Source organism: Enterobacter sp. LU1 (assembly GCF_008271405.2).
Classification (GTDB): Bacteria; Pseudomonadota; Gammaproteobacteria; order Enterobacterales; family Enterobacteriaceae; genus Enterobacter; species Enterobacter hormaechei_C.
The window spans coordinates 565,157-577,445 of record NZ_CP043438.2; the positions used below are offsets into that span (position 1 = coordinate 565,157).

14 protein-coding genes are annotated in these 12,289 nt (G+C 50.1%); 2 read left to right on the forward strand and 12 right to left on the reverse strand.

Going from position 1 to position 12,289, the window contains the following annotated elements:
• Positions 1-34: 34 nt before the first annotated feature.
• The 5 genes from dndE to FZF21_RS02700 form a co-directional block, all read right to left on the reverse strand.
• On the reverse strand, positions 35-388 hold the full coding sequence (dndE, locus tag FZF21_RS02680; RefSeq protein ID WP_149121092.1) for a DNA sulfur modification protein DndE: 354 nt from the start codon (positions 386-388) through the stop codon (positions 35-37).
• Positions 388-2,388 carry a DNA sulfur modification protein DndD gene (gene dndD, locus FZF21_RS02685; RefSeq protein ID WP_149121091.1) on the reverse strand — a complete coding sequence of 667 codons (2,001 nt, stop codon included), beginning with the start codon at positions 2,386-2,388 and terminating at the stop codon, positions 388-390. Before dndD ends, dndE begins: the two co-directional genes overlap by 1 nt.
• Positions 2,378-4,012: a DNA phosphorothioation system sulfurtransferase DndC gene (gene dndC, locus FZF21_RS02690; RefSeq protein WP_149121090.1), complete on the reverse strand. Its 1,635-nt coding sequence runs from the start codon at positions 4,010-4,012 to the stop codon at positions 2,378-2,380. Before dndC ends, dndD begins: the two co-directional genes overlap by 11 nt.
• Positions 4,009-5,094: a DNA sulfur modification protein DndB gene (dndB, locus tag FZF21_RS02695; protein WP_149121089.1), complete on the reverse strand. Its 1,086-nt coding sequence runs from the start codon at positions 5,092-5,094 to the stop codon at positions 4,009-4,011. Before dndB ends, dndC begins: the two co-directional genes overlap by 4 nt.
• 91 nt (positions 5,095-5,185) lie before the next feature.
• A complete protein-coding gene (locus FZF21_RS02700; RefSeq protein WP_088208777.1) occupies positions 5,186-5,449 on the reverse strand; it encodes a helix-turn-helix domain-containing protein in 264 nt (87 codons plus the stop codon).
• A gap of 202 nt (positions 5,450-5,651) precedes the next feature.
• Here FZF21_RS02700 and FZF21_RS02705 point away from each other — a divergent pair, with 202 nt between their 5' ends.
• Both FZF21_RS02705 and FZF21_RS02710 read left to right on the forward strand, forming a co-directional pair.
• Positions 5,652-5,960, forward strand: a complete 309-nt coding sequence (locus tag FZF21_RS02705) for a helix-turn-helix transcriptional regulator (protein WP_071922641.1) — start codon at positions 5,652-5,654, stop codon at positions 5,958-5,960.
• Between the two features lie 303 nt (positions 5,961-6,263).
• Positions 6,264-6,737 (forward strand): SymE family type I addiction module toxin, encoded by a 474-nt coding sequence (locus FZF21_RS02710; protein WP_149121088.1) that lies wholly within the window; start codon positions 6,264-6,266, stop codon positions 6,735-6,737.
• A 77-nt stretch (positions 6,738-6,814) separates the two neighbouring features.
• Here the strand turns inward: FZF21_RS02710 and FZF21_RS02715 are convergent, their stop codons facing one another.
• The 7 genes from FZF21_RS02715 to FZF21_RS02740 form a co-directional block, all read right to left on the reverse strand.
• A complete protein-coding gene (locus FZF21_RS02715; RefSeq protein ID WP_058688930.1) occupies positions 6,815-7,186 on the reverse strand; it encodes a hypothetical protein in 372 nt (123 codons plus the stop codon).
• 114 nt (positions 7,187-7,300) lie between these two features.
• Positions 7,301-7,549 (reverse strand): bacteriocin immunity protein, encoded by a 249-nt coding sequence (locus FZF21_RS02720; RefSeq protein ID WP_077266469.1) that lies wholly within the window; start codon positions 7,547-7,549, stop codon positions 7,301-7,303.
• A gap of 1 nt (position 7,550) precedes the next feature.
• Entirely contained in the window at positions 7,551-9,209 is a 1,659-nt protein-coding gene (locus tag FZF21_RS02725; RefSeq protein ID WP_149121087.1) for an S-type pyocin domain-containing protein, read from the reverse strand.
• A 3-nt stretch (positions 9,210-9,212) separates the two neighbouring features.
• On the reverse strand, positions 9,213-9,467 hold the full coding sequence (locus FZF21_RS22160) for a hypothetical protein (RefSeq protein WP_244323624.1): 255 nt from the start codon (positions 9,465-9,467) through the stop codon (positions 9,213-9,215).
• Between the two features lie 6 nt (positions 9,468-9,473).
• Entirely contained in the window at positions 9,474-9,695 is a 222-nt protein-coding gene (locus FZF21_RS22165; protein WP_244323625.1) for a hypothetical protein, read from the reverse strand.
• 251 nt (positions 9,696-9,946) lie between these two features.
• On the reverse strand, positions 9,947-10,948 hold the full coding sequence (gene trpS / locus FZF21_RS02735; RefSeq protein WP_149121086.1) for a tryptophan--tRNA ligase: 1,002 nt from the start codon (positions 10,946-10,948) through the stop codon (positions 9,947-9,949).
• A 194-nt stretch (positions 10,949-11,142) separates the two neighbouring features.
• Complete coding sequence (locus tag FZF21_RS02740) at positions 11,143-12,153, reverse strand: LacI family DNA-binding transcriptional regulator (protein WP_149121085.1); 1,011 nt, start codon at positions 12,151-12,153, stop codon at positions 11,143-11,145.
• Positions 12,154-12,289 lie beyond the last annotated feature (136 nt).

A 12,289-nucleotide genomic window follows, 5' to 3' on the forward strand; every position in this document is an offset into this window, starting at 1 on the left:
TATGCAAGCCACCTCATTAGAGGTGGCTTCTATTTTAAATACTTCTTGAAAACTCTTTTAGACTTCTATGATTTCTTAAGCTCGAAATTCCATCTTCCACATGAGCAGCCCAAGCTTTGATATAATCTTTTTTATCTAACTTAGGATAAAGCATTGTAAGGACAAGCTCTGTTAGCAGTAATGTTTCTCCAAGCCAAGTAATTTTATCTAGAACTAGAGAACCATCAAGCTTTTTGTTGGAATAGGTGCTAGTGTAACGGAAATCACTTTCTACAGATCGAAAAAATGCCAATCTTGCAGATATATTTGGTGTTATACCAGTATAACCTTTCAGTTTTTTTAATTGTTCTTCTGTCTGACGACTTAGTTGCATTCTATTCGGGAGCATTATACTGCCTCCTTAGTTAATTCCCAGAAGTAGCCTGGTTTTAGTGCAGATGATTTTGTTCGAGCATTAAATACGATTTCATATGCATGAGAAATATCATCTCTAAGTTGATCCACAAAATACTTTTCATCCACTTCTGTATCAGTCGAGAGCAACACGACCTGATGACTTGCATATGGGAAATAATGATTAATAAGTTTATCTCTATGCTGAGAATCTAAGCGTCCTAGAGGAGTATCTATAATGACAGGTAGATCTCGCCCGGATGTTTTAGCCAGCGCTTCAAGAATCGCTATCGCATAAATTTGCTTCTCTCCAGCGGAGAGTAGTTTACGATTGATAACTTTGTTGTTCTCATCCACCAGTTCAACATCAAATGTTTCTGGATTGATATGCGCATTCAGCTGCAAGTCTTCTTTCCTGGCTAACTTACGGTACGCAACTTCAAAGTTAGCTGAGAGGGTTTTTACTCGCGCCTGCGTTAACAGTTCACTGTAGCGATCAAGCAAGCAGATTGTCTCTTGTGCATTATTGTACGCGCTATTAAAGCTGTGCTGGTTGTGCGCTGCGTCGTGAGCCTTTTGAATCTGCCGAGCGCAATCAAGTTGCTGTTGTTTGGTATTTTTTGCTTCTTCAAGCAATGAGCGATACTCCTGCCGCTTAGCTTCACGTTGGCGATCCAGTTCTCGGAGTCTTTCAAAAATATCCATTAGCTGATCATCTTCCGGCGCTCGGGCGATGTTTGCGGCGGCTTGCTCTAGCTGTTCTTCTACCTCTGCCAGCTGGTTACGATAAAGGTCAAAACGTTGCCAGGCTTTTTTACTATCCTGTTCGATGGACTGCTGAATCATCCCGGCTTCACGTTCAGATATGTCAAACAGCAATTCACCTTTTGGCTTATCAGCAAGATACGTTTTAAGGTTATCTTCTATTGCTTCAGCAGCAATTTTCCCTGTGCTTCCTGAGCGGAACGAAATGTCGCTTTTGAGTTGCGTAAGAAATTGATTCAATTCCTTCTCGAAGCTATTTGCCTGTTTTATTCGTGTCTCAGCACTAATCTGTTCTAGCAAAAGACCTAGAGTCTTTGGTGCTAAAGCATACGGTAATGAGCTATCACACTCATGACGAAGCGCTTTTTCCAGACGATCTTTTTCTTTTAAAAGCGTCTCGACCTTCTGTTTCTCCTGGGTTTTTGTTTGAGCAAAAGCCCCTCCTTGCGCATTTAGAAGGGTCTCGTTCTGCACAATTTCCTTGGAGATCAGATCAATACGCGATTTAGCGAAATCAGCCTTTTCAAGAATTTGCTCGGTCTTAAAGGCAAATTCTTTAATCTGTTTCTCAAGTTCAAGTAGTTTCTGCTGCTGAGATTCAGCCAGTTGACCTGATTGCTGGCGTTTAACGAAAATCGTTAAATCGTTCCGGAGCTTCTCGATTAGATCCAGGCCCAGCAGACGACGCACAGCCGTACGGAGGATATTTCCCGATTCGTCCTCAGCAAGCTCCGCAATTTTTTCACCATCGAAGAAGAACAGGTCTGCTATGCCGTGGGGGATAAGCTCATTTAAGAAACCCTGGCATTGATCATAGCCAAGTCCTTCAATGAGTTTGCCATCCTGCTGTAAGGATAATTTGTCTCGCTTACCTTTTTGCCAGGTGCGGGTAACGGTAAATTCAGCCTCTTGGCCACCTTTATTGTAGGTAAAAATAAGCTCGACTGAAGCCTCATCGGGTTGTTCACCCAAAGTTGAGCCGTTGTGCACCAGAGCGCTAAGCTCTTCCACATACTCTTGCTGCTGAGTTGTTGCACCAAATGCAAGCCTTCCGTAAAGGGCCAGGCGGATAGCAGAAAGTATTGATGTCTTACCTGCACCGTTTAACCCACCGAACAAAACGATAGGGCGGGGGTTATCGTCGTTCTGTCGTTTTTTAGGGGCCAGATCGATAACATGCGTTCCATTGAAAACCCTATAATTACGCAGTACCAGCTGTTTAATTAACACGTTCTTTTTCCTCACTGGTATGCAGGCTTGGTTCGCTGACTTCGGCAATTCTCTGCTGCAGCATCTGCAGTTCAGCTTCTATGCTTGCCACTTCTTCCTGATGAACATCACGCTCATTACGTTTCTGCAAAGCTTCCTGCTGTTGTTTTATCTCTTCAAGACTTCCCCAGTCTTGCTTGAGGATCGTCCCTAGCTTGTCGAAGATCCCCTGGCGGCGGCTAAGGCCTTCCATCGAAACTTCAAGCTCGATCAATTTCATTACCATTTCAGGTACAACATCAAATCCTTGGGCAATTTGCTCAAGAAGTTCGGCATCGCTGGCGTCGAAACGTGATTGATCGTCTATAACCCAGTCCAAATCCTCGCCATAAACCTCGCGATAAATGCCCGGTAATGTGTCGTACCAGTCAGGCTCGTTGGGATCCTTTAACCATTGCTGGCGTATAGCATGCAGTTCTGGTTCTGTGATTAATGTAATTGTATGACCTTGGGCGTTCATATCACGCTGAATCGTCAGCAAATCTTTCAACCATTCTTGCCGATACTTAAGCCAGTATGGGCCTGGAACATGTTTACGTTCAGCGGTAAGTTCTTCGCCATCCTTCGCATACTGGTAGCTCACTTTACCTGTGCGTCGCTTATAGTTGCGGTAGGTATCTTTGTTTACTGGATCGGTTGTGAAAGCCAACAGATCGCGGAATTTCAGAAGTGGCGACATCCACTCTTCACCGTTCTGGATTAAGCTTTCCATCGCTTTATCTTTTGTGACGACAGTACATGTCCAGCAACCAAAGCGTGAGTTACCGCAGGAAGGCGTGCTGTCATCAATAACTAGTGGGCATTCACCCTGAGCTGAGGAATCCATATAAAGAGTCCACAGCGGGCGGTTATTACCCCCCCAAGGGCTTTCCCACTCGTCAATATCATCAGGCGCATATCTGAATGCACCACGCAGTAATTTCCATACGTCTTCAACATCCCAGGTATCAATCGGGGTGTAAATGAAGGCATTCGAAAGGGTGGTATGGCGTGCAAGGCGCGAGCCGTCAATCTTATGCTTTGCAATAACCTGAGCACGTGATGCACTTTCACTGCTGCGCGATCCAAGAACGACGATAACTTCATCAAACTGGCTGACCTTATCTTTGATAAAGTCACTTACCGGGTTGATTTTCATTCGTTCTGTACACCAACGGAAACTACGGGTAGGCGCTGGATAGCCTTTACCAAGCAGGTTTACCCAGAATGTCTCGTTGGTTTTTGGCGTTACAGCATGTTGTGTTATCGGTAAGCCGTCGCGTTTAGCGCCAGCTTCAATCTGGAGCATCGTTTTTTTGATGAGGTCTACTACAACCGGCGTTTCTACGAGCGTGTCTGAGGAAACGACAAACACATCCTTCGTACGCATTTCCGGCGGAAGACCCATCAATGCCAGGTAAACAAGGGTAATAACTGCCGAAGAGTCTTTGCCACCACTGTAGCCAATTACCCAAGGGCGTTTATCTGCGCAGTAGACGCGCTGAACTTCAGAGACAAAATCAGCGAGAGTACGCCCAGCAAATTGCTCTTCGTTTATGAAATCTTCATAGTCGGCCAGATCATAGGCCTGAGTTAATGTACTCATGATACAACCATCTGAGCTTCAAGCTCTTGTTCTTCAGGAGAAAGGGGGAGAGACAGCGCTATTTTTAAAGCGTTGCACGTGAGCTGAATGGCGGTACCGGTTTTGCTCAATTTGCCATGTTGCATTGCGCGCTTAATCATCTCAGGATTGCTTTTACGCCAGTCAAAGGTTTTAAGCTCCGTAAGTTTTTCCTGCCAGTGTTCGGGTTCTTCAGCCAGTAGTGAACGGCCCAGAAGGCCCAAAGCCTGCAAACCGATACCGTGGGCATGCACATAATCCTGGCGGAGCTGCGCCGGAGATACTTCTTTGCGTGCAGCAAGCTGCCAGTCTGGCATGACTTTGAAAATAGCCTGCCAGTATAGCGTAGCGATATGCGTATTGTCCTCAATGCTGCCTACTTTAGGGTCTTTACCAAGCAGGGCACGTGTTGCCTGTTTAATGCTGCTTAGCGTGAACAGTTTATTGGAAAGCAAACTGATACTGGATTTCTCAAGTTCAGTAAGACCAATAAAGGGCTCGATAGACATGGCCAGATAGCGGGCAAGGTTCGAGCTTACGTCGCGATGATCGTAAAGCGCGGATAGAGATGGGCTAGGGCGGATTGCGTATTTGTTCAGGTCAGCAAACATCTGCTGACTACGCCTTAAACCTTCATCAACAAAGAACAATACGGGGATGTTGTCCTGTCCTAATTCAGGACGCTCAGAAAGGGCATCCTCGATAGCCTTACGGCGATGTTGACCATCATTGATAAGAATTTGCGCATCCATTGGTACGCGAAGCGTTCCAAGATTGTTGGAGTTTTCGAACTCGTCAAATTGTACATCGACCGCAATGGATGCAGTTAATGCAGAGAATACGTAATCTTTAGGGTTTTCAAGTAAGTAACGCACCATCTCTGGGATGCGTGATTTATTCAAGATACGCTGAGCGCGCAGCTCCGGTGGCACGTCTGTCTCATCGAAGCTGAAGATCTTTGGAATGATGCGCATAGGGCAAGTGGCGATATAGAATGGTCGTCCAGCCTGGACGCCCCTCACTGCGGGGAAAGAGTAGCAATAATCTGCATCAAAGTTAGCCATGTTCTAGTCCCTGTTTTAAAGGCGCAATTACGTTATATTTTACGTAAAAATTTCTTAGAACGAAATTTTTATGATGATAAGACACGAATTGTTAAAGATTTACGTATGATTTGACGTAACTCTTTGCTGTGCTTGATTCTTCTTGAATGTAAACCCCTTGAGCCAAAGATTTGGAGTAACAACGTGGCCGTATGAGCTCTGGATTGATACCAATTGCTCTGGCATGGAAGAAGTTTACTTTGTGCCAAGGTCTCACAAGAGCGTTAATCGTTGTGTAGGAGCTGACACCTAAGGTGGCGAGCGAAACCTCTTTCCTTTTGAGAACCGCTAAAACACATGCTTTGTACCAAACCATTCTTCATATCCCCCTTGAGAAAAGATGACTGAACCAGACACTACGTTATTCGTAGCTTCTTTGGAATCCATAAAACTACGTTTTACGTAGTTTTGCGAGGGTGCTCGAGGATTTGTGAAATCCTTACGTGAAAATCAATCTAGTGTTTGCACTACGTAAAACGTAGTATCTTCCTTAGGCATTAACTACGATTATCGTAGTTATGAAAACATCCAATTCCCACAATCAGCTCTTCAGTCGACGCCTCAAAGAGGTGCGCTTGGACATGGCGTTATCGCAAAAAAACCTGGGTATTTTGGCTGGCATAGATGAGTTTGCAGCAAGCGCGCGTATCAACCGCTACGAGAAAGGGGTTCACCAGGCAAGCATTGAAGTCGTTCGGCATCTCGCTAAAGTTCTCGAAGTGCCTGTAGCATACTTCTACACAGAAGATGATGAACTGGCCTCTTTAGTCCGTCTTTGGCCGAAATTGGACTCGGAGAAGAAAAAAAACATCCTTCAGCAGCTCTAAACAAAAAAGAGTGCTTCGCTGTGCTTTTTCTTCTCGAAAGGCTTTCCAGTGATTTAGAACCAAAACCTTGCGTTAGAATCTTGCTTCAGTTCGTCTGATTTCATTTCCTGAATCCCCCTCGCAAATTCCAAATTTCCCCTACACCAAACTGCTGTGTTTATATTCAGCCCTGTATAATGGTCACCAGAAATTACGCCGAACGGCAAAGGAAGTCTCGAAGAATATTTAACGAGGAATTCGCGATATGAAGGTGCTGCAACACCCCCATACCGCTAACCACCAACAACTGAAAAGGAGTTGAAAATGGCTGCGACGAATTTTAAGCCAGAGTTTACTGTTTGCAAAACAGAATCAGACGCTTTCACCGGCATGATTGAAAACCGCGAGCTGGTACGCAAAAACAGCGCCCGCCGTCTTCACGGCAACCCGCCCAACGCGGCCCCCGTCCATCCTCGCGCGGAAACGCCGCAGGACAGTGCAGCTTGCTGCGAACTGTATGCGCGCATAGACATGAAATACCTTCTTCTGGGCGGCGAATGGTTAACTCGCGCAGGCTTTATCAACGGCATGCCCGTGAAAATCCGCGCCATGAAAGACTGCATTGTGATTACGCCACAGCATACAAGAGAATTATGGGGATGCCTGGAAGGGATGAGCGTGGTGAATATAAATAAGCAGAAAGTTGCGCAGTGGTTAAAAACGTTTCCGGGGGCGCTGAATGATACCGGCGATATACCCGTTGTGAAGCGGGGAATCGGGCAAGCGATGCCTGAGTAGTTCTGGCTTCCTACCTTATATTCCTGGAGCAATAAAACGATACGGGCATGTCATCCCATGCCCGTTTTAAGTAAAAATCACTCGTGCTTTACCTGTTCTTTCACAACCTTAACCAGCACAGCGTGAAGTTCGCCAACGGTTAAATCGCGTATCACAGGTTCGGGTATGCCACGCACCCAGCGCATAAACCTACAGATGCCAAAAAAATCTACACCTTCACCCGTGAACAGATACTCGTTATCAGCAAGAGAGAACGTTTTCCTATAGCCATCCTCTTCCGTGGCAAGCTGAACGCCAAAAGCTTCTTCGCAGTCTTCCAGTAGGTCTTCGCCATCCATACCGCAAATATGCAAATCGGCCTCAATCCAGGTGTTGCTATCAATAGGTTTACGATGTATCCCAGAGGACTCACGTACGACCTCAATAACTTGTGCGAGAGTAGGTTCCATTTACAAAATATTCCGTATTCGTTAGTTTCAATTGGCTTTCCGGAACTTAACAGTCACCCGCTATTCGATAAGGTGCGAAGTAGAGTACTGGTCCAGAAAGCATGATTATCTTTGCTATGGTTTGAAACCGGATTTACCATTTTCCCTACGCCACTCCTTTACTTCCTGAACTACACCTTCGGGGCTGTCTTCTCTATCTTCTCGTGGATAGTAAATAAGATCGGAACCATCAGGGTGCTCAGTCAATCGTTTGAATTCGAGGATATTTTTTATATCTTCAGCTTCAGTGGTGGCAGTGACATCAAACAATTTTCTTACGAAATTAAGGAACTCGTATTCTGTATAATCACTTATCGTTTTCAATTTATGCCCCTCGATGAATTTCAATATGACGTTTAGGGGTCACTATCCCCATATTATCAATGTTGTAGACTTCACCACCCTCAACTATAGGTTTTATGTGGTGAATCTCATATTTCACTTTACCGCCTACCTGCTCATTTTCTCGTGGTGACGGTGCTTTCCCTACCTTGATATTACCAATATTCCCTCGGTTGAATTGCTCAAGCAGTCCCGGATCCCTCGACACCTCCAGCCAAAACGCCTTACGAAACTGGTTAAAGTCCGTAAATGTCTGCCCACGTAACCGATCCGCTATCTGGCTCGGAATGGGAGACCCATTACCCGCATTCGCATCAAATAACCAAATGCCCCTAATTTTCTGCCCCTTGCCTGTGACTTGTCCGGGATTGTGGCGGATATAGACATAAATCGGCGGCACCCCGCCCACCGGCAGAATCAGAATATAATCCGCAAACGTCTTCTCTTCCGGTGTCGGGCTAGTCGTCACACCAATCGCCGTATCCTCCGGCAGCGGATCAACCACAACCGGGTTCGGTATCCGTACCGGGTTCTGATTGCCCGTATCCCACGGCTTATTCTCTCCGGTGCGGTCCGGTGTCCAGATAATGGTGATACCGGGGTCTTCTTCGGTGGTAAAGGTGTAAGCCTGGCGTCGGCTATCCCACTCCATCCTGCGAACGCGCACGCTGTCTTTGCCCGGCGGCGTATGCCAGCCGCGCGGTGTCGGGTTACCGCTGGCGTCGTTCTCCCAAGTGAAGCGAACGCGGGTAGGGGCTTCCCGCATCTGCTCGGCGCGCATCCTGTCGATAAAATCCTGCTCTCCGTCGTTTAGCTTGCCGGGATACATCCCTATCAGCAGCCCTGCGACAGGTGCACCAAGGCCTCCCGTGGCTATCTCGCCAAGTGCAGCGCCGCGCACGGCCCATGTGCCGGAAATGACAGTACGCCCGCTAACCAGTACGAGTTCGCTGGCATCGGCTATCGCGTTCCGCGCGGTCCAGGCCCTTTCTTCGGCTGCAACGGCAGCCTGATAGTCCATCTCCTCGTGATGTCCATTCCACCAGAGATAAAGCGCGCTGCGTTGCTTTGGTTTTGGGATCGCCTTACGCTTTGCCGCCTGGGCGTGTTGCGGGGCATTGTTGGGTATGGCCTGGTAAAACGCCATCTCGGTGAAGTTGGTGTGCGGCTCACTTTCGGTGCCTGCATCGTTACATCCTTCACCGCGCAGGCAGGATTTCGCAAAGACCCGGTTGCGATCGCGTTCTTCTGTTTGTCGCTGTGCTTCGTCCTCTTCCTCTTTTCGGCGTGCTGCGAGCATGGTCTGATGCTTTTCCTGTGCGATCTGTTCAGGAGAGGGACCGGAGCTGAGCCACTCTCCCGATGGGGCGATCACGCGGTTGGTTTCGTGCGGGCAGCCACAAATGACGACAGAACCATCGACGGCTGAGGCTTGCCCCATCCAGTTAACGCGAGGTTCGCCGTCTGCAACAACGCCCTGTTTGCCGCATTTAGGGCATGCCGTAGTTTTATCGCCAACGCGGATAACGCCGCGACCGTGTTCGGTGCAGTTGGGCAGGGTGCTACAGCATATTGCGCCGGTAGTCGTTCTGTCGCCGTGCAGTGCCTGACCGCGGCCGTAGTTCGTGGATCGGTAGCCCATGGCCTATTCTCCGGGCCAGGTTAAGAAATCCTCTTGAGGTGGAATACCTTCGCGGGTGACCAGATAAGTACTGCCGAGCGGTGTGCTGATAATCTCGTCATCGTTATCAAGCAGGCTACCTACCAGGGCAACGCCGTGTCCTTTCCACGTAAACGCGGTTCCTGATGAGGTCATAATCGTGGCGAGCGTTCCATCCGGATAGGCCACACAGTCTCCTTCGACAATCGGGCTGGTGTAACTCCCATCGTCCATGAGCATTATGGCTTAACGATCGACGGGAAGTACCATGCCGCCCATTCGGGTCTGGCTGCCAGCCGTGGCAATCCGCCAGATGGCGGTGACGGGATGTTGTCGATGAAAGGCTTCCTGTTCGGCAATAATGGCGCGCGCGTCCTCAGGCATGGCGGCCAGTTGTTCATCAGAAAAAGGCGAACGATCTATTTCCGCTTTTAACTCAGCGGTGAATTCATTGGTATAAAGCTGCATGACAATTCCTTGTAGGGGCAGAAGAGTAAATGCAGCAATGCTAGGTTTTAGACTGTATGGCGAATATACATAAAGTGGTTAATAAGTCGGGATAAAATCCGAAATAAATATCCAGATTGATATTGGTCATCTTTTAAAGAAGGGATAGTAATGGTTCCTGTTAATTATAAATGTAATATTCGCTGAATTGCCGATAAATAATATTATGCAGCGCATGTAATATTTGAATACATACGCTGCATGACGTTATTTTAAAACACCGGCACCCCCAGCCCCACCTTCACCTCCCTCAACGTCGCCTGCGTCACCCCCTGCGCCCGTTCTGTTCCGCGCTTCAGCATCGCCATCAGCTCCCCTTTATCCTGCATGTACATCGCCCTCCGCTCCCGCATTGGCGCAATCAGTTCCTGCAAACACCCCTCCAGCTCGTTCTTACACACCCTGTCGCCCAGCCCGCCCGCCTGATAATGCGCCTTCATCGCCGCCACTTTCTCCTTGTCCGGATGAAACGCGTCGAGGTACGTAAACACCACATTCCCCTCAATCTGCCCCGGGTCGCTCACCTTCAGGTGGTTCGGGTCGGTGTACATGGCGCTGACCGCACGGTGAATCGTCTCTTCGCTGGCCGAAAGGTGCAGCGTGTTGCCGAGCGATTTCGACATCTTGGCGCTGCCGTCGATGCCGGGCAGGCGGCTGGTGTCGCTCAGCATCGCCTTGCAGCGGCGCAGCACCGGGGCGGGCAGCAGGCTGTTCATCTTGTGCACAATCTCGTTGGTCTGCTCAATCATCGGCAGCTGGTCGTCGCCGACGGGCACGCACTCGGCCTTGAACGCGGTGATGTCCGCCGCCTGGCTGATGGGGTAGGCCATAAACCCGACCGGCAGCGAGCGGGCAAAGCTTTTCTGCACAATCTCGTTTTTCACCGTCGGGTTACGCTCCACGCGGGCGACGGTGACGATGTTCATATACAGCATCGTCAGCTCGGCGAGGGCGGGCAGGGCGGATTGCAGGCAGATCGTGGTCAGGTTCGGGTCGATGCCCGCGGCGAGGTAGTCGGCCAGCACTTCGGGGATGTTGTCGCGGATCTTCTGCGGGTTGCTGCCGTTGTCGGTCAGCCCCTGAAGGTCAGCAATCAGCACAAACTGGTTGTGCGTCTGCTGAAGCGCCACGCGCTGGCGCAGCGATCCGACGAAATGACCGAGGTGAAGCGGGCCGGTTGGGCGATCGCCGGTGAGGATGGTTGGTGCGTTCATAAAGACTCCTTAATGTGCAATTGCCGAAAGGGGTCCTGGATGTGTGAAAGCCGCCTTTCGGCGGCTCTCTGAAAATGGGGAAAACAACTCCGGGCCGCCTTTAAGAAGGCAGCCACCAGCGTTTAATGGTGAGTACGGCGGAGCGTGTGTTCATCGAATCAACCTATCATGCAAAAACGCAGGGGTAAAGCGGCTCAGGCGCCGATGCTTGAGGCGCGTACCTTCAGCCTGCCCGCCAGCGTCACGTGCGTGGCGGCATCTTCCTGATTGCACAGGTACTCCACCGCCAGCCGTCCCAGCTCGCTGTAAGGCAACTGGATGCTGGTCAGCGGCGGGGTGAGCTGCTCGGAAATCTTCTGGTCGTCGTAGCCCGCCAGCAGCATATCCTGCGGAATGCGCACGCCGTTCACCGCCAGCGCCTGGTAGCAGCCGATCGCCAGCCAGTCGCTGGCGCAGAAGATGGCGTCCGGGCGCTCGGCCAGTTCCAGCAGCGAAGCTGTCGCGGTAAAGGACTCGCTGAACTGCCAGTTGGTCTGGCGCACCAGACCGTCGTCGCACGCCAGCCCGGCCTGCTGTAATGCTGCCTGGTAGCCCGCCAGACGCTGGCGCGAGGCCTCCATCCAGCTCTCGCCGGTGATGTGGGCGATGCGCGTGGCGCCGCAGGCGATGAGGTGTCTGGTAACCTGGAAAGCGTTGGCGTAGTCGTCTGGAATAAACGACGGCAGCAGCGGCGAGCCGGGGTCGCGCTGGTTGAGCAGCACCAGCGGGATGCGGGTGCAGTCCTGGAATGCCGTCATATCGACGACGTTCGTGACCGGAGAGGCAAGGATAATCCCGATGCAGTTGCGCTTGTCCAGCTGGCAGATGATGTTCAGGGCCAGCTTCACGTCGTCGCCGTAGTCGTAGACGGTGAGCAGGGTCTCGTTGCGCCACGCTGCTTCCCGCGCCTGGCTGATGGCGTCGATAAACGGGTCGAAGCTCTGCAACGAGCTGACCAGCAGGGCGATCTCCTCCTGGTTGCGCGGAGCGTGAACGGCGGGGAGGCGGTCATAGCCGAGTTCGGTGGCGACGTTGATCACCCGCTGACGGGTGTCGTCGCTGAGCTTGATGTTGCGGGACTGGTTAAGCACCAGCGATACCGTCGCCTGCGACACGCCCGCTGCCCGCGCAATATCGTTCATCGTCACTTTTGTTTTTCGCTTCATCCGTCCTCTCCCTTTCGCGATTTCGCATCATACCCTAACCGCACGCTTTAGCGCCGTCGATCACGTTTCTCATCCATCGAAGCGTGAACTTTGTGAGAGGCATCGCTTTTCTGAGCGCCACGATTTGCGCATTTAT

Bases quoted from the DNA above. Each gene is read 5' to 3' on its own strand.
- dndE (WP_149121092.1), bottom strand. From the start codon at position 388: ATGCTCCCGAATAGAATGCAACTAAGTCGTCAGACAGAAGAACAATTA.
- dndC (WP_149121090.1), bottom strand. From the start codon at position 4,012: ATGAGTACATTAACTCAGGCCTATGATCTGGCCGACTATGAAGATTTC.
- dndB (WP_149121089.1), bottom strand. From the start codon at position 5,094: ATGGCTAACTTTGATGCAGATTATTGCTACTCTTTCCCCGCAGTGAGG.
- FZF21_RS02700 (WP_088208777.1), bottom strand. From the start codon at position 5,449: ATGGTTTGGTACAAAGCATGTGTTTTAGCGGTTCTCAAAAGGAAAGAG.
- FZF21_RS02705 (WP_071922641.1), top strand. From the start codon at position 5,652: ATGAAAACATCCAATTCCCACAATCAGCTCTTCAGTCGACGCCTCAAA.
- FZF21_RS02710 (WP_149121088.1), top strand. From the start codon at position 6,264: ATGGCTGCGACGAATTTTAAGCCAGAGTTTACTGTTTGCAAAACAGAA.
- FZF21_RS02715 (WP_058688930.1), bottom strand. From the start codon at position 7,186: ATGGAACCTACTCTCGCACAAGTTATTGAGGTCGTACGTGAGTCCTCT.
- FZF21_RS02725 (WP_149121087.1), bottom strand. From the start codon at position 9,209: ATGGGCTACCGATCCACGAACTACGGCCGCGGTCAGGCACTGCACGGC.
- FZF21_RS22160 (WP_244323624.1), bottom strand. From the start codon at position 9,467: ATGCTCATGGACGATGGGAGTTACACCAGCCCGATTGTCGAAGGAGAC.
- FZF21_RS22165 (WP_244323625.1), bottom strand. From the start codon at position 9,695: ATGCAGCTTTATACCAATGAATTCACCGCTGAGTTAAAAGCGGAAATA.
- trpS (WP_149121086.1), bottom strand. From the start codon at position 10,948: ATGAACGCACCAACCATCCTCACCGGCGATCGCCCAACCGGCCCGCTT.
- FZF21_RS02740 (WP_149121085.1), bottom strand. From the start codon at position 12,153: ATGAAGCGAAAAACAAAAGTGACGATGAACGATATTGCGCGGGCAGCG.